The sequence below is a fragment of the Chlamydia muridarum str. Nigg genome, from assembly GCF_000006685.1.
Taxonomy (GTDB): Bacteria; Chlamydiota; Chlamydiia; order Chlamydiales; family Chlamydiaceae; genus Chlamydia; species Chlamydia muridarum.
The window spans coordinates 750,347-769,113 of the sequence record NC_002620.2; the positions used below are offsets into that span (position 1 = coordinate 750,347).

The following is an 18,767-nucleotide window of genomic DNA, read 5'->3' on the forward strand; positions in this document are numbered from 1 at the left end:
AATATAGTAGGTCTGGAATGATCGCATCCTTTTATGCATTTTTAGATTATCTAAAAAACATGAAAGCAGCTTCTCCTCATACACTAAGAAATTATAGCATAGATCTTAGCTCTCTAAAATGTTTTTTAGAAAAAAAAGGGGAGCTAACCCCAACCCCTCCACTATCTCTTCAGGAAGATTCCCGCTCCTCTAGCCAACTTTCTTTTTCCCTATTTACCAAAGAAAACATCCGTCTTTATCTCTTAGAACAAATCCAAACTACTCATTCAAAGCGCACCGTGCGTCGTCGATTATCTGCGATTAAAAGCTTTGCGAAATTTTGTGTAAAAAACCAATGGATACCAGAGAATCCTGCAGAAATGATTCGCGGCCCTCGCCTCCCTAAAGAACTCCCTTCTCCACTCACCTATGAGCAAGTTCTGGCCCTAATGTCTGCTCCAGATTTAGATAAAGTTACTGGATTTCGAGACCGTTGCTTACTCGAACTTTTTTATAGTTCTGGCCTAAGAATTAGCGAGATTACAGCTCTAAATCGTTCTGATATTGATTTTCAATCCAACCTTTTACGCATCTGCGGGAAAGGCAAAAAGGAACGCATAGTCCCTATGACGAAAGTAGCAGTCCAATGGTTACAAGCCTATCTAGATCACCCAGACAGAGCTGCTGTTGAACAAGATCATCAAGCTTGTTTTTTAAATCGATTTGGGAAGCGCCTATCTACTCGCTCTATAGACCGAAAATTTCAACAATATCTTCTCAAAACAGGCCTATCCGGAACGATTACCCCTCATACCATCCGCCACACCATTGCAACGCATTGGTTGGAACGAGGAATGGATTTAAAAACCATTCAACTATTATTAGGCCATACTTCATTAGAAACTACAACTATTTATACCCATGTTTCTATGAAGTTGAAAAAACAAATCCATGATGAGGCCCATCCTCATAACTTAGAGGATTAATTATACAGGCAAACTTCTTGTACTCTAAGAAGTTCTTTGTTATCCTCTCAGCCATGAGTATTGTTCTTGATAAAATCGGCAAAACATTAGGGACACGAGTCTTATTCGATGATGTCTCTGTAGTATTTAACCCAGGAAATCGTTACGGGTTGACAGGCCCCAACGGAGCTGGAAAATCCACCCTATTGAAGATTATTACTGGAGTAATAGAACCTTCTCGGGGAACTATCTCTCTTCCTAAAAAAATTGGGATTCTGCGTCAAAATATTGATAGCTTCAGTGATGTCGTCGTATTGGATTGCGTTATCATGGGGAATTCCCGTTTGTGGGAAGCTATGCAACGTCGCGATGCTCTTTATGCAGAGGAGTTCACGGATGCTGTAGGGATGGAGCTCGGAGAAATTGAGGAAATTATCGGTGAAGAGGATGGCTATCGCGCAGAGTCTGAAGCCGAAGAATTGCTTTTAGGTATTGGTATTCCAGAGGAGTTCTTTTCTCAAAAAATGGCTACCATTCCGTTGGATTTGCAATTCCGCGTCCTCTTGTGTCAAGCTTTGTTTGGACATCCTGAAGCACTGCTTTTGGATGAGCCTACTAACCACTTAGATCTACACTCTATCAATTGGCTTGGGAACTTCCTTAAAGACTATAATGGCACGGTCATTGTAGTCAGCCACGACCGGCATTTTTTGAATACGATCACAACACATATCGCCGATATCGATTACGATACGATTATTATCTACCCAGGCAATTACGATGCCATGGTTGAAATGAAGACTGCTTCTCGAGAGCAAGAAAAGGCAGACATCAAGTCTAAAGAGAAAAAAATTGCTCAATTAAGAGAGTTTGTAGCTAAATTCGGCGCCGGATCACGAGCAAGCCAAGTGCAGTCTCGCTTAAGAGAAATCAAGAAATTACAACCTCAAGAGCTGAAAAAATCTAACATTCAGAGACCTTATATTCGGTTCCCTGTATCAGACAAAGCTTCTGGAAAAGTAGTTTTTTCTATAGAAGGTATCAGCAAAACTTATGATGCTGATCCTTTATTCAACCCCTTCTCTTTAGAGATTTATCAGGGCGATAAGATCGGTGTGATCGGGAATAATGGTCTGGGGAAAACTACGTTAATGAAGTTATTAGCGGGAGTGGAGCAGCCTTCAGCTGGCCAAATCAAGCTAGGTCACAACGTAGCCTTTTCATACTTCCCTCAGAATCACGCTGATGTCTTGAGGGACTGTGGAGAAGAAACTCTTTTTGAATGGTTGCGTAGACGTAAAACAGGAATTACAGATCAAGAAATTCGAAGTGTTTTAGGGAAGATGCTTTTTGGAGGAGATGATGCCTTCAAACAAGTCAAAGCTTTATCTGGAGGAGAAACAGCCCGATTGCTTATGGCGGGAATGATGCTGGAAAATCATAACATGCTTGTTCTTGATGAAGCCAATAACCATTTAGATCTGGAGTCTGTTTCTGCTTTAGCTTGGGCTATTAATGATTACCCTGGAACGGCTATTTTTGTTTCTCACGATAGAACATTGATAGAAGAGTGTGCAACAAAACTACTGATCTTTGATAAAGGAGTGATTTCTTTCTTTGATGGGCCAATGTCTGAGTATTTGGCAAGCAAGAAGAAATAAGTCTCTATTAAAACAAGAAATAGAGGGATCACATGGGAACTCAGTTAGTCTTGGGGTCTTCTTCTAAAATAAGGAAAGCTGTTTTAGAAGCTTTTCGCATTCCGTTTATTTGTGTCTCTTCAGACTTTGATGAACGCAGCATTACGTATTCTGGAGATCCCTTTGAGTATACGAGAGAGTTAGCTTGGAACAAAGCAAACGCTGTCCGTTCTCAAGGATTTTCTGATTCCCTAATTATCACTGCGGATACCGTTGTTGTTTACGAAGGAGAGGTTTTCAACAAACCTGAATCTGAAGAACATGCGGTAGAAATGTTGCGAACCTTGAGCGGTACTTCTCATTCTGTTATCACCTCTCTTGTTCTCATGCAAAATGAAAAGGTTGCATCCGCATCGGAGACAACTCAGGTTTCCTTTATTGATATCCCTCCCCAACACCTTAAAACTTATGTGCAAGCCTTTTCTTCATTAAAACGATGCGGAGGATATTGTGTGCAAGATGGAGGTGGGTTAATCATCAAACAAATAGAAGGTTGTGTATATAATATACAGGGATTGCCTATAAAGACGCTGAACCAGTTGCTCATGGAGTTTAACATCAGCTTATGGGATTATCTCGCCTAATTTTATTTGGCTTACTTTCTTTACCGCTCTCAGCAAGCTGCGACTTCCCCCCCAGTGTTTCCCAGAAGATATTATTCTTGTGTCAAAAATCTATTCCTCAAGCTCTGGAGTCCTATCTTGAGGCATCTACAACCTATCAACAACATAACTTTTCTATATTGCGCTTAATAGCTAAGTCATACTTACAACAAAGTCTCTTTTCTGAAGATGCTTACGTACGCAAAAGCGCAATTATTGGAGCGGGGCTTTCTGGCTCATCTGAGACTCTAGATCTACTGTCTGAATCCATAGAAACACAGGATCTTTATGAGCAGCTACTTATTTTAAATGCTGCAGGCAATCAATTAGGCAAAACTTCCGATCGTCTTTTATTCAAAGGATTAACAGCACCTCATCCTATTATTCGCTTGGAAGCTGCTTACCGTCTGGCCTGTATGAAAAACAGTAAAGTAAGTGACTACCTCTATTCTTTTATCCACCAGCTTCCAGAAGAAATCCAAAACTTAGCAGCAACGATTTTTTTGCAGCTCGAAACGGAAGAAGCAGATGCTTATGTTCATAGACTCCTGTCTTCTCCTAATAGTCTAACAAGAAACTATATGGCTTATCTAATTGGAGAATATCAACAGAGGAGATTTCTTCCAACGCTCCGCTCGTTGCTTACCAGCGCAGCTCCTTTAGACCAAGAAGGATCTTTGTATGCTATAGGAAAATTAGAAGATGCCAGCAGCTATCCTAAAATCAAAGCATTAAGCTCCAAATCTAACCCTGAAGTGGCTCTTGCTGCTGCTCAGACATTATTATTCTTGGGTAAAGAAGATGAGGCTCTTCCTATCCTAACTACTTTTTGCCAGCAAGAGCTTCCTCGAGCTATTTATACCTCTCGTTTCCTTTCATTAGAAAAAGGAGAAGAGCTTCTTTTACCCATCTTTTGTAAAGCTATTAAAGAAGAAATTAAACTGAATGCTGCTTTGGCTCTTGTCCACTTGGGAAGCGTTAATCACCTAGTGCTTAGTTATTTAACAGAATTTTTAGAAAATAAAATTCTCCACCGCATATTTTTACCCACCCATTCGATAGGAAAAGCCACGCAGTTTTGGAAAGAGTGTACGGCACTCCCTCTTCTAAGCCCAGAAGAAAAAGCAAGAGCTTTGGCAATGTATCGCGCAGCAGAAGATACGATCCTCTCTAGTTTATTAAAATTACCTAACAATGCCTATCTGCCTTATTTGGAACGTATTCTAACTTCACAAAAAACCCCTCTAGCAGCTAAAGCTATTGCTTTTTTATCAGTAACAGCTCATCCTCAGGCACTTTCTTTAGTCTCGAAAGCAGCACTAACTCCAGGAGACCCTATCATTCGCGCTTATGCGAATTTAGCTTTATATACAATGACGCAAGATCCTGAAAAGAAAGCCTTATTATATCAATATGCCGAACAGTTAATAGGAGACACGATTTTGTTTACAGATGAGGAGAATCCCCTGCCTTCTCCCCATTCTTCCTACCTGCGATATCAAGTGTCCCCAGAAACTCGTTCTCAACTCATGCTAACTATTTTAGAAACCCTAGTTTCTTCTAAAACTGATGAAGACATCCGAGTTTTTCTTTCGCTAATGAAAAAAACCCATTACAAAAATATCCCCATCTTATCTGGATTATTAATGAGAATAGTGGAGTGATCTGTAGTGAAACGATTTTTCCTACTTTGTGTCGGAGTGATTCTCGCTCATACTTCCCCCTCGGAAGGGCTTTCTCATCAACAAGCTATCCAGAAAAAAATTTCTTATCTGAGCCATTTTAAAGGCATCACAGGAATTATGGATGTTGAGGATGGCGTATTGCATATCCACGACGATCTCCGCCTTCAAGCTAATAAAGCTTATGTTGAAAACCGTACCGACTGCGGAATCAAAATTGTTGCGCACGGGAACGTCATGGTGAATTATCGCGGGAAAATTTTAATCTGCGATTATTTAGAATATTACGAAGACACAGATTCCTGTTTATTAACCAATGGCCGATGCTCTCTATACCCGTGGTTTATTGGTGGATCCACAATGACCATCTCTCCGTCATCCATTATTATTCATAAAGGGTATATTTCGACTTCTGAAGGTCCACAAAAACATATTTGTCTATCAGGAGATTATTTAGAATATTCTTCTGAAAGCGTGTTATCTATGGGCCCCACGCGTTTGTCCATTTGCAATACTCCCATATTGTTTATTCCTCAATTTTCCATTATGCCCATGGAAATCCCTAAACCTCCTATTACTTTTCGAGGAGGAAGTGGAGGCTTTCTTGGATCCTATTTAGGCATTAGCTATTCCCCTATCTCTAAAAAACATCTCTCTACGACTTTGTTCCTGGATAGCTTTTTTAAACATGGAATTGGCCTAGGATATAACATACGTTTTTCCTCTCAGGAAAATCCCGGTAATGCAGTGAATATCAAAAGCTACTATGCACATAGGTTAGCTATTGATTCATCGGGAGCAAGAGACCGTTATCGATTGCACGGAGATTTTGCTTTTTCCAAAAAGAAAACTCGTCTTTCTGGAGAGTTCCACTTAAGTGATAGCTGGGAAACCGTTGCAGATATCTTCCCGAATAACTTTTCTTTAAAAAATACTGGCCCTACAGAAATCCATCTAGGATGGCATGATGACAACTTTTTTGGAAAAGTCACTTCCTCCGTCAAGGTAAACTCCTTTCAAAATGTTAAGCAGGAGCTACCTCAAGTCATTCTTCACCATCGGCCAGTGAACATTGGTCGCTCCCGTATCTTTTTAGAAAATCGTATAGAAGCAGGCTTTTTAGATTTTCATTTCAGTGACAATATTTTAGGGTCGAACTTTTCATCTTGGAGGTTGTCATCCTCTCATAAAATCTTCCGTAGCCTAGCCCTCCCTATAGGGACATTAACCCCTACATTGTCAGGAACGGCTATTTACTACAGCAGCATGCTCTCTCAAAATGCAGGGCATTTGCAAGCATCAGGATCTTTATCTCTTGATTATCGTGTGCCTTTACAAAAAGAGTATCGGCATGCTCGTCATATTGTGGAGCCTTTTTGTTCCTTCTTAAAAACAACACACCCTTTGTTGTCTCCTGACGAAACCCATATTTTCTCCATCAAAGATGCCTTCCACTCAATGAACCTTCTTCAAATTGGCTTTGAATCTAAGGTTTTGAATAAGCATTCGACTCCGATAGCTCCTTCTCACCTAAAACTATGGACAACTTGTATCTTTGATGAGCCCTATGCTAAAACCACTTTCCCTAAAACGGCTTGTTGGGTCTCTCTGCCTTTAACCCTTCAAAATACCCTATCCATAGATGCTGAATGGATTTGGAAAAAAAGACGCTGGGACCATCTGAATATTATTTGGGACTGGATTCTGAATGATAACATCGGGCTAACTTTAGAGTTTTTACACAGAAGCAAATACGGTTTCATTAAATGTGCCAAAGATAACTATGTACTTGATGTGAGCCGGCCTTTAAAAACTTTACTCGCCTCACCTCTTTCTGATCGAAGAAATTTAATTACCGGTAAATTTTTTGTTCGGCCCCACCCCCACTGGAATTATAACCTAAATCTCCGTTACGGATGGCATCGCCCGAACTCCCCATCTTACTTAGAATACCAAATGATTTTAGGACATAAAATCTTTGAACACTGGCAGCTGTTCTCTGTTTATGAAAAACGAGAAGCGGATAAACGGTGCTTCTTCTATCTAAAATTAGATAAACGCAAACACAAGCACTGCCATCCTTTTGGATAACAAAAAACCCAACTAGTTAACCTAGTTGGGTTTTTTAACGTAACCTTCTACTGCTTAGAAAACTTATTCCTCAACATCTTGAACAAAGTCTTCAACATGCTGCTGAGGAAGAGGATCTTGCTCTCCTCCTTTACCCAAATAGCTTGTCGCAAACGATAAGATTAAGCATCCTAAACAAAAGGCTCCAGCTAACCAACCCGTGACCTTTTTCAAAATTTCTGGGGTGGATACTCCAAATACAGAATCTCCAGAATCAACACCGAAAGAAGATCCTAATCCCATACTCTTACTCTCTTGAACAAGAACGAGTCCGCATAGAATTAAACATAGCAAAAGGAATAAGAATAAAAAAATGTAAAACAGAGCAACCACTCTCTATCCTCCTAAAAAATTACTGGAGCGTATACGCAAAAACTAGCGACCTCGAACACGCTCTTCTTATGCTGTAGCGTGGCATAAGTATAAGCAAAGAGAAAAAAACTTTAAAGTCGCCAGCTTAGAAGGTGCTTACAGCAAGAAACACCAAAAACTATAAGCCTCGCAAAATACTATATTTTCGGCGAATTTTCTCTAGGTTATTCTTAAACTGTTTCGTCTTGTCTTTATCAGACATTCTATCGATATAGAGGACTCCATGCAGGTGATCGGTTTCATGCATGACGATTCTCGCCAAAAAACCCTCTAGAGTCATAGAAAATGGTTGGCCATCCAAATTTTTTGCTGTTACCGTAATTTTATCGGGCCTAGCCACTTCTCCTCTCAATCCTGGAATAGACAAACACCCTTCATTTCCATAAACTAACTGCTCAGATTTTTGAGTAATCACAGGATTAATGAATACTTTTGGGAAATCACAGAAAATGAGCTCTCCATCGTCCAGCTCTTTTTCTACGCCCATAATGAATAAAGCAACACTATGTCCTACCTGAGGAGCTGCGAGTCCCACTCCTTTATAAAAAGTCATAGTCTCACTCATATCTAGTACAAGTTGTCGTAGCTCATCCGTGATTTCATCTATAGGAGCCGCAACTTTACGCAAAATCGGGCTATCATAATACTCAAGATCTCTAATCATAATCCCAAAGCTTCCCACACAAAAACTTAAAAAGATAGGCCGTTTGTAAACCTATGATCTAAAAACAATTAAACAGCATCTTCCAACATTATCCTTTAGCCTGTTCAAAGTTCATGTGAAAAACATTGGCTAACGAAAACACCACAAAAAGAATGCTATAAGCATCCAAGACACCTAGAGCGAATATTGTGATCGAAAGGAAGATATTTGGAAAGAGAAGCCTTATTTTCTGTAGAGATGAGCAAAACTACTAAAAATCTTTTAACAAACGAAAAATTTTTAAATATTCCTCTAGAGAAATAGTCTCTGGTCTAGTTTTCTCAGAAAACCCTAGATGCTCCAACACTTGAAAGACCTTATCTTTTGGATACAGATTTTTCAAAGAGTTTGCTAGTAGTTTTCGTCTTTGTCCAAATGCTGCCCGAGTTAACGCAAAAAACTCGTCTATCTCAGAACCACTTAAAGGAAAATCCTCATGCACACGCATATGAACGACAGCCGAACTCACACTCGGCTTAGGATAGAAACAGTTTGGGCTCACTTTAAAGGCATATTGCACATCAGCGAAAAATCGCAAAAAAACCGTCAACGAACTGTAATCCTTGTCCCCAGGATTGGCGGTAATCCGACGAGCCACTTCATCTTGAATCATTACAGTGACCGTCTTCCAACGATTAGGGCATTCTAAAAAGAACTTTGTTAATAAAGGAGTGGTAATATGGTATGGAAGGTTCGCTACTATACGTCCTTTCCCTTTCCACCCCTTATCGTCTAAAGAGGCTAGAGGATACTTACAAGCATCCGTAATCTCAATATCGATAGGCAGTTGAGATAAAGACTCTTCAAACATGGGATCTTTTTCCAGAGCAATGACATTTGCTCCTTGAGAGACCAGAACTTCGGATAACGCTCCAAATCCAGGACCTATTTCAAGAACCCAATCCCCAGGCTGAACATCCGCAGTTGCCAGAATTTTTCGTAAAATGTTCCCGTCCACTAAAAAATTTTGGGAAAGAGCCTTCTTGGCCCGCCCGTTGACCGATTTGAGAAAAGAAGTTAACTGCTCTATAGAACTCCGTGCCACCCTTTCCGCCTTTTTTATAATAAAGAAAATAGCTGGGGAGCATCTTCTGAAAGAAGTTGTGTTATGATAGAAGGATCGAACCCATAGCGAGCGCGCAATTTATTTTTATAGTTAGCCTCTTCTTCCTCCGCCAACTCCATCATGAGGCGTTGTTTTATTTGAGCTTCCATTTTCTCAAGAGGTTCTAAAGTTTTCGTAGAGCAATCAAACAAAACGAAAAGTTTCAGCCCAGAAGCATGTTCTAAAGCTTTTCCACAACGCTCTTCAGGGAAATTGATTTCTTCTAAAGCTTTTTTATGTGCGGCAGACAGTTGTGCATCTTCTCGAATAAATTCATCCGAGCAAATCAACTGTCCTCCTTGAGAAAGAACCATAGCAGCTAATCGTTCTTTATCCCAGGAATCTCCCTCATTTAAACGCTCCTGCACCTTCCCTGCAATTTTATTTGCAAGCAACTCTGAGCCAGCTTTAATCGTTAATACTCGATATGTCCACTGCGAAACCTGAGAAGCATCTTCCACAAGTTTTTGATAACGGTCTCGTACCATACCTGGCGTCACCTTCAACATAACTCGAGAACGCACCATCATCCCTTCTATACGCTGAGCAACTAAGACCCGATGCACAACATTAAAAATATCCCCGGGAGTCATATCAAAAAATTTCGCAAAAGGAGACAAATCGCGACCAAACATCGCTTCTATCTCCTGATTAACTGAGGTAGGATCGATAAAAATTTTCTTCTCCTTAGCATCTGCAGCCATGAGGAATTCATTAATAACACTTTCCAGAACTACTGGCCACATAGCAGAATAATACTGAGATCTTGCAGACACAGAATCTACCAACTGTGGGCAAGTCGAGTAAAAAAGAATATTTAACTTATGAATCACATCTAAAGTTGTGACTACAGTGTCTTCGTCTATCTTGAATAATACCCGATTATGAATAGCCACTCCGGAGGGATTTTGCTCAAGAGAAGAAGACGGGAAAGATCCTTCATAACCAAAAGCAATTCCCGAAAAAATCGTAATTCCTAGATAGCAAGCTACAGCAATACGTTTCACGACTCGCATCCTTGATTTGCAGTTTTTAGGTAGAAAGACCTTATAGGAACTCTGGGGGTTGTTTCCTCCTCTCCCTGTTAAATCAACAGCTCGCGTTTAAAGAGACGCTAGCAATCTCAAAAACAAACCCCCATCTAACGAACCTACCCTTGTCCTGGGCAAAAGCTATAGGGGAAAGAGGCCCAACCGTCAGAACACTTTTAACAAAAAAGCGTTATATCCTCAACTCAAAGGACACAAAAAGATATCTTTTATGAAGAAATCAAAGCTAACAAGCAAAAAAACTCGAATTAACTTTGCTTAGAAAGAAACTCGTAAAAATGTTCTAAGGAAGAAAATAAGCGCCCGCAATCCTTATCTAGTAGATAGATTTTTGTGACTGGATTTTCTCCTGAAGGGATTAATCCTCTTTCCCCTTCTGGAAGGCATGCTGTCAAAATTTCCCGATCTTTAGCCGTTAACCAGACAAAAGATGTATGCGGAAGAAAAATGCCTTTAAAACAATCCAATACTTGCTCCCTATCACGCTCATTCCCCAAAGAAATAAAAATCTTTCTATGATGTTTAGAAAAATACTCTTGAGCAGCAAGCAAACTTCCTAACGAAGAGAATTTATGTTTAGACCACTTCCCTTGAACGCATTGTAGAATATCTTCTGCAAATGTAAGGTAATGCCGTTTACCTGAAATGATATGTAATTTTAATAAACACTGACAAAGCAACGCATTGCTGGATACGGTATCTCCGTCCATAAAACAAGCTTTCTTTATCAATAGAGAAGCATCTCTTCCATCCGTAGAATAAAATCCCCCTGTTTCGGATCGAAAAGACACCAGTACTTCCTTCATTAACTCTTCGGCAAATACTAGCCACTTTGCTCCTGATCCTATTTCAAAAAGAGCCAAAGCCCCCATAATAACCGCGGCATAATCTTCTAATCCTGCAGAATACTTAGCTTCACCCTGTCGCCATCGACGTAATAATCGACCATTTTTGCATAAATTTTTTGCGATAAAATCCCCGCATTTCTCAGCTACTGAAAAACACTCAGGATCTCCTAAGATAAGCCCTGTTTTTATTAAGGAAAAAATTCCCCAACCATTGTGAAATGTTAAAGACTGATCATCTTTAAAAGACTTAATTTTCTCAGACCGATAGATCCGTAATTTTTCTCGTAACCCCTCTAATTTTTCCTGAAGTTCTTCCGGAGAACATCGATAACGCTCCGCTATTTCTTTTCTATTCATATAAGGAGAAATATGGAGGATATTTCTTCCATTATAAATCCCCTCTCTAGATATGTCGTAGTACTCACAAAACATCTCCGCTTGATCTCCCAGCAAAGAGCGAATCTCTTCTCCAGACCATGTGTACTGACTATCGATATCAGCTTTTGACCACTGCTGACCGTACTCGGAGAGATAAAATGCTCCGGTTGTAGGATCTAAAAGCTCTTTGATTAGATAGGTTAACACCCGTTTAGCTGTGATGATAAACTCCGGATTTCTCATATATACACCGGCTTCAGCATAAACAAGCATCATGAGAGCATTATCAAACACCCTTTTTTCAAAACAGGGAATCAACCACCGATCATCAATCGTGTAACAGAAAAACCCTCCAGCTAAATGATCAAAAATTCCTCCATTTGCTATGGATTGTAAAGATCTATTTACAAAGAAAATAGCTCTTCCATCTTGATATTCTGCGCCTACTCTTAGAAGAAATAGGCTAAGCAAACCTGGCAACGTTTTTGGGAACGACTTAACGCCTCCAAATTGGGCATCCACATCTCTGTAAATAGCTTCCGTTACCTGCTTCAAAATCCCCTCTTTTAGAGACTCTTTTTTACAAGAACACCCCTCTAGAAAGGAAGCCACTTCCATTACTTTTTCTGCTTGTTGAACAAATACCTCTCGATCCTCTCGATCCTCCCACATAACATGAAGTTTTTCTAACATTTGAATAAAAGAAATAGCTCCTGTTTTCCCTGAAAAGCCGGAATATCCCAAGCTAAAAAAAGGTAAAAGGTTGGGTGTTAGGAATACATGTAGCGGCCAAGTCGGAGAATCCTGAACTTCCCCGGATACTGACAGCAGCTGAGATAATTCGAAATAAAGATTTGCTAAATGAGGAAGTTCCTCTTTATCTACCTTAATACAAATAAAATACTCATTTAGAATGGCTGCAACTTCTGGATTTTCGTAATTTTCTTTAAGCATGACTTGGCACCATTTAGAATGCGTGCAGCCTATAGACAAAAAGATCGGCTTATCTTCCGCTGATGCTTTCTGAAAAGCTTCTGCAGACCAGGGATACCAATCCACTGGGGTGTGGGCATAGAGAAGGAGGTAAGGAGATTTTTCAGAAATGAGTTTATTCGTAAAAGGGCGGTCCGCAGTCATGATAAAAATAAAAAAAACAAAAGGTATATTTTTAATTTTAAAATCAAAAATTATACTTTCCTAAAAAAATTTGTTTTTATCTAACAAATCCCAATGAAGACTAGTTACAAATCCCTAAGTTCCCTTTTCCTCCGCTCTAAAAGGATCCTTGATCTAAACTGCCGTAAGCGTTACCATACCACCCTTGTTGCCAGATCTTTTTATGGAAGAGTGGCAGAGTGGTCGAATGCATCTGATTCGAAATCAGAAGTCCCTCAACGGGGACCGGGGGTTCAAATCCCTTCTCTTCCGATTTTCTAATTATCTTATGTTGTAATTCTTATTTTTAATTAAGCGAAGTAAATTAGCTTTTTTGGTAGAATAGAACGGTTTAGAGGAAAGAAATTCCTCTATTTCTCTCTTTCGCAAGAATTAAAAATTTAGAATTATGCCTGTAATACAGAAGCCCTTAGTTTCGGAGCAAGCCCCCGTTTCTTACTCACAGTCTTCTGAGCAGAAAATACAAAATAGCAAGTCGAGAATCACTTGTTCCAAGGTCTCTGCTATTTTGGCTCTTTCTCTTTTAGCCATCGGCATTATCGCTACAGTAGCTCTCTTTACTTCTACAGGATGCCTTGCTTACGTTTTAGTGGCTGGTATACTGGCTCTTCATGTTATCATTACCCTCTCTTTATGTCTTTGGATCACCTCATCTGCTTCAACACAACAGTCTTTGCAAAATAAAGAGCCTGGGAAAGAACTAATATAAACACTTAAACAACAAAGAGATTCTTTATGGTCAATTCGGTCTCTACATCAACCTCTCCAACAACACAATCCCCCAGTTCAGATTCTTCTGTTCACAGCTCCTCCCCTAACAATGTACATCCCAAGACAAAACAACGAGTAGTTACAGCTATCCAGTGTTCTCTCCTCATAATCCGAATAGCGTCTATTGTATTGTTAGGATTAGGCATAGCTCTCTTAGCTCCAAGTCCCTTATTAGGATCGGGGCTTCTGGTTGCTGCCCTTGCTTTAGCAATAACTTCTTTAGTGTGTGCTATCGCACTCTCTACCTACCAAACACTCACTATCCGTAAATTACAAAAAGAAGTCTCTTCGTTAGAGAAACGTTCTGACATTATTTTTGTAGAGCCATGCGTAGATGAAGGGTTCTTTATCAGCGAAAATCCTTTCGAGGGATTGGAAAATACGGTCGATATAAATGCCTTGTCCCCACGAGACCTATCTCCTGAAGATCGCGATTATATACAAGAATTAGTCTCTCGAATCGAAACTGAAAACTAGCCGAATGCAAAAAAAGCCTTCTAACATTTTAGGAAGGCTTCTCCTAGAAGAGGAAATACCCTTTCTTAACACAGCCTATCTTCCAATAAAGAATTTTCGTACCGATCTCCCCTGAACAACAAGAGCAATCTTAACAATCTTGCCCACTAAGAATGGTAACACGCCCATTTTGAAAGCCCCAGCCAGATCAAGAGAAGCCGAAACTCCAACACTTTTTAAGAAGCAAGCAAGCCATAATGCTCCTAGACAAAGGCTAACTCCTCCCCCAACAAACAAAATCAATGCCACAACTAGTGACTTGGCTTTTGTTCCTCCGCATTTACCGTATAGCCAAGAAATCAGTGCCACCGCGGGGACAAAGGAAAATAGGTACCCGGCGGTGGGGCCGCAGAATACAGCTACTCCACATGCAGGGTTGCAAAACACTGGGAGAAATAACCCTTCTAACAAATAGGCTCCTACAGTAGCCACAGCCATACGAGGAGTCATAGCAAGCCCCAAACAAAAAATCCCTAACGTCTGAAAAGTAACAGGAACTGGAGTGAAGGGTAAATTTATACTAATCTTAGCTAAACAAGCTAAGAACAAAGATCCAGTGATAACCTTTACGAAAGGATTACTTATAAGAGTTTCAGAATACCCCTTAGCGATGCTCTTAGCAACCATTACTCCCTCCAAATTCACTGAATGGATACCATATATCCGGCTCTTAAATTAACCACAGGCACCTTTACCACACCATAATAGAGAGCACGGTACTGAAAGTCTTTTAACCAACAGCCTCTGTGGAAATTAATCTAAAAAACCATTGTTCAATGCTACAAGAAATACTATTTTGCATACAAAGAAAAGATTTCCTTTAGGTTTAGTCCCTAAACCTATTTCTGTTCTAGCTTCACGAACTCACGGATGTACAATTTCTTTTTCCAAGCCCATTCTTTTTCTGCCATTTCTCGCTCCCAAGATAAACGCTCTTTTCTTAAAGCGAGCTCTCTTTCTCGCAATTCTAAATCTTTTTTTTCTAAACTTTCTTCCTTTTCTTTACGTTGAAAAGATTCTTTACATTGCTGCAAAGCATCGAGAACATCCTTTATCATGCTTTCACTAATAGGGATTGTCCCCGCTCCATGCTCTTCCATGCTATCTATAATGACTGCGTCTGAAATAAGCTGTTCGCCATCTGATAAAGCCTCACGAATAGGAATTGACTGGTCAGAAGTTTGAGCCTTGTTGTTCACCAAGAACTTTCTTAATAATTCACAAAGTTCAAAAGGATCTGATATCCCTTCTAGAAAAAGAGCATCCCTTATGCCTATATCTTCACATATTTCTTTTAAAATCTCGGTAATACGGAGATTTTTATTTCGCTCGAATTCCAACTGATTATCATCCGATTCCACTCCCGAAATAAATGTCATCCTTCCATTGGATCCTCTATAAAGACCTTCTCCCATACCATCCACTGTAGACAGTAAGCAAACGAAACCCACAAAACCAAAAAAGAATGTTTTTTTCATAAAAATAGAAATCGCTCCGTATTGAAAATAGAAAACCCCTCATTACCCCCTACAGGAGGGAAGCAACAAGAGGCATGGTTAAGGTAGGTTCATTTCAATCCCACTCCGCTTGTGATAAAGCACATTATTTAGGGATTACCTTAAATCACTGCACACATACCGATAGCAGTTCTGCCTGCAAAATAGCTCTACAAGCTAGGATATCCGCAAGCTGATCTCTTTCTTGAAAATCTCGTATAGATAGCGGTGGGCGCACCAATTCACATTCGATCATTTTCTGCGCAGCCATTAAAGCCTTAATCCCTAAAGGATTCACAGACAACTCAAGCCAAGAACACGTCTTCTTCCACGCATCTATAGATCGACATTGAGCCACATAATCTCGGGCTAACTCTGGCCAAACGTTAGATAACACAGAAACTAATCCAGAAGCTCCAGACAAACGCATTTCTGGCCACATCCCATCATCACCACAAAATACTCGTACTCCTGATTCTGCAAAAAGCGTGCAAGCTTGTGTTGATCCACCAGAATCCTTAACCCCCATGCATAAAGGATGCGAAGCCAAGGATTTGACTACCTCTGGATGCAAAGCCACTCCAGTACGAGAAGGATTATTATAAAGAATGATCGGCTTCTTACTCACACTCAAAATTTTCTCAAACCAAACCTTCTGTCCATAAAGTCCCGGCTTAGTGTAAAGAGGAGTTGGAACAAAAAAACCATCTATAGGCCATCGTTGAGCAAATTCAATCCAAGAAATCGCTTCTTGAATAGACGTAGCCGTGACTCCTAAGAACAGAGGGACATTCAATTTCAAGGTAGAAACAAATGAAAGAGCTGCAAATTTTTCTTCATACGCTAAAGATAAACTCTCTCCCGTGCTCCCAAATAAAAAGACTCCATTACCAGCATGCTCTTGCGAACGGACCACGCTCTCTAAAGCAGCGAAATCAATAGATAAATCCGCTTTAAAAGGCGTAATACAAGCCGTCACGACGCTCATAAACCACTCCTGTTTAATCCCAATACGTAATCGTGAAGTAACTTCGTTACCACGACTCCAGACTCTTCATTAATAATTAAGTTAATAACTGTATCTGTTTGGCTCCAATACAATACCGGAGTCCCTTGCAAAGCATCAAAAACTCCTGTCATACTCCAAGAAGTCAACTTAGCTCCAACTAATGCAACCAAAGACACAGGACCTTCACAACTCACCGCACCAAATTCTCTAAGAGCTTCTGTCATTGACTGGTTATTTTCTTCCCAATCCACGGTGAAATATACTCCAGAATTTTGAGCCATAACAACTCCAGGAATCGATCCTAGGCCTCGCACACATCTCAAAACATTCTCTAATCTCATCAAAGGAGAATGGTATTCCACAAACCAAAGAGCCTGATTTGCCTTTAACGAAAGAGCTTTTATCTCAGGCCCTTCTACACCCTCATTCAATGAGGCACAAATCCAGGTTCCCTCTTTAGTTAAATCAAACGTTGAAGTCACAAAAATAGGGACTTTTGCTCGAATACAAGGCTTTAACATATCCTGGTGCAACACTTTAGACCCAGAACTTGCTAACTCCTGCATCTCCTCAAATGTTAAAAAATCTATGAGTTGCGTATCTTTTAGAATCTTAGGATCTGCGGTATGTACACCACGAACATCTGTGTAAATACGCAGCTCCCTCGCTTCACATAGTTCTCCTACCAAAGAGGCAGAAAAATCGCTGCCCCCTCTCCCAAGAACTGTAGTTGCCCCAGAAGCTGTTGCTCCCAAGAATCCCTGCATAAGATAAATCGTATTCTCTTTTAATACCAACTCTCCCCACATAGTTTGCATCAAAGCTAAATCTGGTTCCGCTCGCAAAAATTGTGAGTCAGTCAATATCACCTGACGAGCTTCTAGCTGCTCAAGCTGCAGACTATTTGCACGGCAATAACTACAAATTAGGGAAGCAGATAAATCTTCTCCTATAGCTAGAATCTTTGCTTGGTCTTCTTGCTGAAGATGTCCAGCGCCCTCAAATTGCTTTAAAGGCCCTAAAAAAGGTTCGATAGCAACGTCTATCCCCAACTCTTTAGCAATAGATTCATGTTTCTCCCGAATCATGGCCGTGAATTGAGATTTCTGTCCTACAGGTGCCCGACAAAACTCTTCCAATAAATCTGTAACACCAGCCACTGCACTGACAACTACGAAAGAGGGCTTTTCCTTTCGGATAATCTCGCAAACACGTTGGATGCTGGAGGATGTTCCTACACTCGTTCCTCCGAACTTGCAAACAAGAGGCGCTTTTTTCTCTTTAAACATGTGCCAGCCCCTCTTGATAGAAAAGATTCACCCTATCCTGGAGAAAATTCATATTCGATATTAAGGCTCCTGCAGCGCCTCGAACCAAATTATGAAGAAGAACGCACATTTTAATTGTTTTCGCACTTCCACCATGAGAGATAGGACCTATATGTAAGCGCATATCATCGTGAAGGAGATCTTTTTGCACCTGAGGATGCCAAGGAGAATCATAAAGGACATACGTATCAGAATATTTTTCGTAACAACAAAAGATCTTTTCCAAAGAAACTTCTTGGGCAAACATTACATGCATCGAGATGACATGCCCATACATAACGGGAACACGATGAACAGATGCCGTTATGGAAAATTCTGCAGGAGAACTGGGGCTGCCTAAAATTTTTAAAGTCTCCTGATGTATTTTTTCTTCCTCTCCTAGGATATGCGGAATCGTATTCCCAATTAAATCCAAAGAAGAAACTCCTGGATATCCAGCCCCACTAGCAGACTGTAAAGTAACAACATGCACATGTTCGATATCAAATGGAAGCAGTGGCCTAAGAGCTAAAGCAATACCCGAGACACAGCAGTTAGAATTGGTAACGATTTTCCCTAAAAAAGGCTGATCATCTAGAAGGGATATGTGATCACTATTGACCTCAGGAATTAAAATAGGCACCGATTCATGCATTCGATAAGCGCCAGAGTTGGAAAACACGATTTTCCCTGAGGACAGACAAGCGGTTTCTGCAGAAAAAGCAACGGATGTAGGAAGACAAGACACAACAATATCGGATTCAATCTCTTCAATAGAACGAATTGTAAGATCTTGAACAGATTCTGGCATGGCCATTAAAGGCTCTTGCCATAAACACGCAGACTCATAACGCAATGAGTGCTTCTTAGGAGAAGCACTCAATTCGGCAATCTCCCACTGCTTATGCCTTTGTAACAAAGCGATTAGCTTTTGTCCGACAAGGCCTGTAGCACCCAAAATTGCAATGCGCATCGTCAC

General features: G+C 40.3%; 17 protein-coding genes and 1 tRNA gene. 8 read left to right on the forward strand and 10 right to left on the reverse strand.

Annotated elements, in window-relative coordinates; genetic code table 11:
* Window positions 1-17: 17 nt before the first annotated feature.
* Genes xerC through TC_RS03190 form a run of 5 tightly spaced genes read left to right on the forward strand, consistent with a single transcriptional unit; the run spans window position 18 to window position 7,019 of the window.
* Window positions 18-965 carry a tyrosine recombinase XerC gene (xerC, locus tag TC_RS03170; protein WP_010231047.1) on the forward strand — a complete coding sequence of 316 codons (948 nt, stop codon included), beginning with the start codon at window positions 18-20 and terminating at the stop codon, window positions 963-965.
* Between the two features lie 53 nt (window positions 966-1,018).
* Window positions 1,019-2,605, forward strand: a complete 1,587-nt coding sequence (locus TC_RS03175; protein ID WP_010231049.1) for an ABC-F family ATP-binding cassette domain-containing protein — start codon at window positions 1,019-1,021, stop codon at window positions 2,603-2,605.
* 32 nt (window positions 2,606-2,637) lie between these two features.
* On the forward strand, window positions 2,638-3,228 hold the full coding sequence (locus TC_RS03180; RefSeq protein ID WP_010231054.1) for a Maf-like protein: 591 nt from the start codon (window positions 2,638-2,640) through the stop codon (window positions 3,226-3,228).
* Window positions 3,210-4,910 (forward strand): HEAT repeat domain-containing protein, encoded by a 1,701-nt coding sequence (locus TC_RS03185; protein WP_010231057.1) that lies wholly within the window; start codon window positions 3,210-3,212, stop codon window positions 4,908-4,910. Before TC_RS03180 ends, TC_RS03185 begins: the two co-directional genes overlap by 19 nt.
* Window positions 4,911-4,916: 6 nt before the next feature.
* Complete coding sequence (locus TC_RS03190; RefSeq protein ID WP_010231060.1) at window positions 4,917-7,019, forward strand: hypothetical protein; 2,103 nt, start codon at window positions 4,917-4,919, stop codon at window positions 7,017-7,019.
* Window positions 7,020-7,082: 63 nt separating this feature from the next.
* Here TC_RS03190 and secG read toward each other — a convergent pair whose 3' ends face one another.
* The 5 genes from secG to TC_RS03215 all read right to left on the reverse strand — a co-directional run bounded on the left by secG (window position 7,083) and on the right by TC_RS03215 (window position 12,650).
* The gene (gene secG, locus TC_RS03195; RefSeq protein WP_010231064.1) at window positions 7,083-7,391 is read right to left on the reverse strand and encodes a preprotein translocase subunit SecG; all 309 of its coding nucleotides are present in this window, start codon (window positions 7,389-7,391) and stop codon (window positions 7,083-7,085) included.
* A 157-nt stretch (window positions 7,392-7,548) separates the two neighbouring features.
* On the reverse strand, window positions 7,549-8,094 hold the full coding sequence (gene def / locus TC_RS03200; protein WP_010231067.1) for a peptide deformylase: 546 nt from the start codon (window positions 8,092-8,094) through the stop codon (window positions 7,549-7,551).
* A 250-nt stretch (window positions 8,095-8,344) separates the two neighbouring features.
* Window positions 8,345-9,178, reverse strand: a complete 834-nt coding sequence (rsmA, locus tag TC_RS03205; protein ID WP_010231074.1) for a 16S rRNA (adenine(1518)-N(6)/adenine(1519)-N(6))-dimethyltransferase RsmA — start codon at window positions 9,176-9,178, stop codon at window positions 8,345-8,347.
* A gap of 14 nt (window positions 9,179-9,192) precedes the next feature.
* Window positions 9,193-10,254 (reverse strand): hypothetical protein, encoded by a 1,062-nt coding sequence (locus TC_RS03210; RefSeq protein WP_010231076.1) that lies wholly within the window; start codon window positions 10,252-10,254, stop codon window positions 9,193-9,195.
* 281 nt (window positions 10,255-10,535) lie between these two features.
* On the reverse strand, window positions 10,536-12,650 hold the full coding sequence (locus tag TC_RS03215) for a thioredoxin domain-containing protein (RefSeq protein WP_010231077.1): 2,115 nt from the start codon (window positions 12,648-12,650) through the stop codon (window positions 10,536-10,538).
* A gap of 204 nt (window positions 12,651-12,854) precedes the next feature.
* Between TC_RS03215 and TC_RS03220 the strand changes: the two genes are divergently transcribed.
* The 3 genes from TC_RS03220 to TC_RS03230 all read left to right on the forward strand — a co-directional run bounded on the left by TC_RS03220 (window position 12,855) and on the right by TC_RS03230 (window position 13,937).
* Window positions 12,855-12,941 (forward strand) — tRNA-Ser (locus TC_RS03220).
* 136 nt (window positions 12,942-13,077) lie between these two features.
* On the forward strand, window positions 13,078-13,398 hold the full coding sequence (locus tag TC_RS03225; RefSeq protein WP_010231078.1) for a hypothetical protein: 321 nt from the start codon (window positions 13,078-13,080) through the stop codon (window positions 13,396-13,398).
* Between the two features lie 26 nt (window positions 13,399-13,424).
* Entirely contained in the window at window positions 13,425-13,937 is a 513-nt protein-coding gene (locus TC_RS03230; RefSeq protein WP_010231079.1) for a hypothetical protein, read from the forward strand.
* Between the two features lie 75 nt (window positions 13,938-14,012).
* Here the strand turns inward: TC_RS03230 and TC_RS03235 are convergent, their stop codons facing one another.
* From TC_RS03235 to asd, 5 genes are all read right to left on the reverse strand, one after another.
* Window positions 14,013-14,603 carry a biotin transporter BioY gene (locus tag TC_RS03235; protein WP_010231080.1) on the reverse strand — a complete coding sequence of 197 codons (591 nt, stop codon included), beginning with the start codon at window positions 14,601-14,603 and terminating at the stop codon, window positions 14,013-14,015.
* Between the two features lie 212 nt (window positions 14,604-14,815).
* Window positions 14,816-15,454 (reverse strand): hypothetical protein, encoded by a 639-nt coding sequence (locus tag TC_RS03240; RefSeq protein WP_010231081.1) that lies wholly within the window; start codon window positions 15,452-15,454, stop codon window positions 14,816-14,818.
* 145 nt (window positions 15,455-15,599) lie between these two features.
* Complete coding sequence (gene dapA, locus TC_RS03245) at window positions 15,600-16,460, reverse strand: 4-hydroxy-tetrahydrodipicolinate synthase (protein ID WP_010231083.1); 861 nt, start codon at window positions 16,458-16,460, stop codon at window positions 15,600-15,602.
* Complete coding sequence (locus TC_RS03250; protein ID WP_010231084.1) at window positions 16,457-17,770, reverse strand: aspartate kinase; 1,314 nt, start codon at window positions 17,768-17,770, stop codon at window positions 16,457-16,459. Before TC_RS03250 ends, dapA begins: the two co-directional genes overlap by 4 nt.
* Window positions 17,763-18,767 carry an aspartate-semialdehyde dehydrogenase gene (gene asd, locus TC_RS03255; RefSeq protein ID WP_010231086.1) on the reverse strand — a complete coding sequence of 335 codons (1,005 nt, stop codon included), beginning with the start codon at window positions 18,765-18,767 and terminating at the stop codon, window positions 17,763-17,765. The genes TC_RS03250 and asd overlap by 8 nt, the downstream gene beginning before the upstream one ends.

What these genes read in the sequence shown, in the direction of transcription:
- xerC (WP_010231047.1), top strand. Translation starts at nt 18, where the DNA reads ATGATCGCATCCTTTTATGCATTTTTAGATTATCTAAAAAACATGAAA.
- TC_RS03175 (WP_010231049.1), top strand. Translation starts at nt 1,019, where the DNA reads ATGAGTATTGTTCTTGATAAAATCGGCAAAACATTAGGGACACGAGTC.
- TC_RS03180 (WP_010231054.1), top strand. Translation starts at nt 2,638, where the DNA reads ATGGGAACTCAGTTAGTCTTGGGGTCTTCTTCTAAAATAAGGAAAGCT.
- TC_RS03185 (WP_010231057.1), top strand. Translation starts at nt 3,210, where the DNA reads ATGGGATTATCTCGCCTAATTTTATTTGGCTTACTTTCTTTACCGCTC.
- def (WP_010231067.1), bottom strand. Translation starts at nt 8,094, where the DNA reads ATGATTAGAGATCTTGAGTATTATGATAGCCCGATTTTGCGTAAAGTT.
- TC_RS03210 (WP_010231076.1), bottom strand. Translation starts at nt 10,254, where the DNA reads ATGCGAGTCGTGAAACGTATTGCTGTAGCTTGCTATCTAGGAATTACG.
- TC_RS03215 (WP_010231077.1), bottom strand. Translation starts at nt 12,650, where the DNA reads ATGACTGCGGACCGCCCTTTTACGAATAAACTCATTTCTGAAAAATCT.
- TC_RS03225 (WP_010231078.1), top strand. Translation starts at nt 13,078, where the DNA reads ATGCCTGTAATACAGAAGCCCTTAGTTTCGGAGCAAGCCCCCGTTTCT.
- TC_RS03230 (WP_010231079.1), top strand. Translation starts at nt 13,425, where the DNA reads ATGGTCAATTCGGTCTCTACATCAACCTCTCCAACAACACAATCCCCC.
- TC_RS03235 (WP_010231080.1), bottom strand. Translation starts at nt 14,603, where the DNA reads ATGGTTGCTAAGAGCATCGCTAAGGGGTATTCTGAAACTCTTATAAGT.
- TC_RS03240 (WP_010231081.1), bottom strand. Translation starts at nt 15,454, where the DNA reads ATGAAAAAAACATTCTTTTTTGGTTTTGTGGGTTTCGTTTGCTTACTG.
- dapA (WP_010231083.1), bottom strand. Translation starts at nt 16,460, where the DNA reads ATGAGCGTCGTGACGGCTTGTATTACGCCTTTTAAAGCGGATTTATCT.
- TC_RS03250 (WP_010231084.1), bottom strand. Translation starts at nt 17,770, where the DNA reads ATGTTTAAAGAGAAAAAAGCGCCTCTTGTTTGCAAGTTCGGAGGAACG.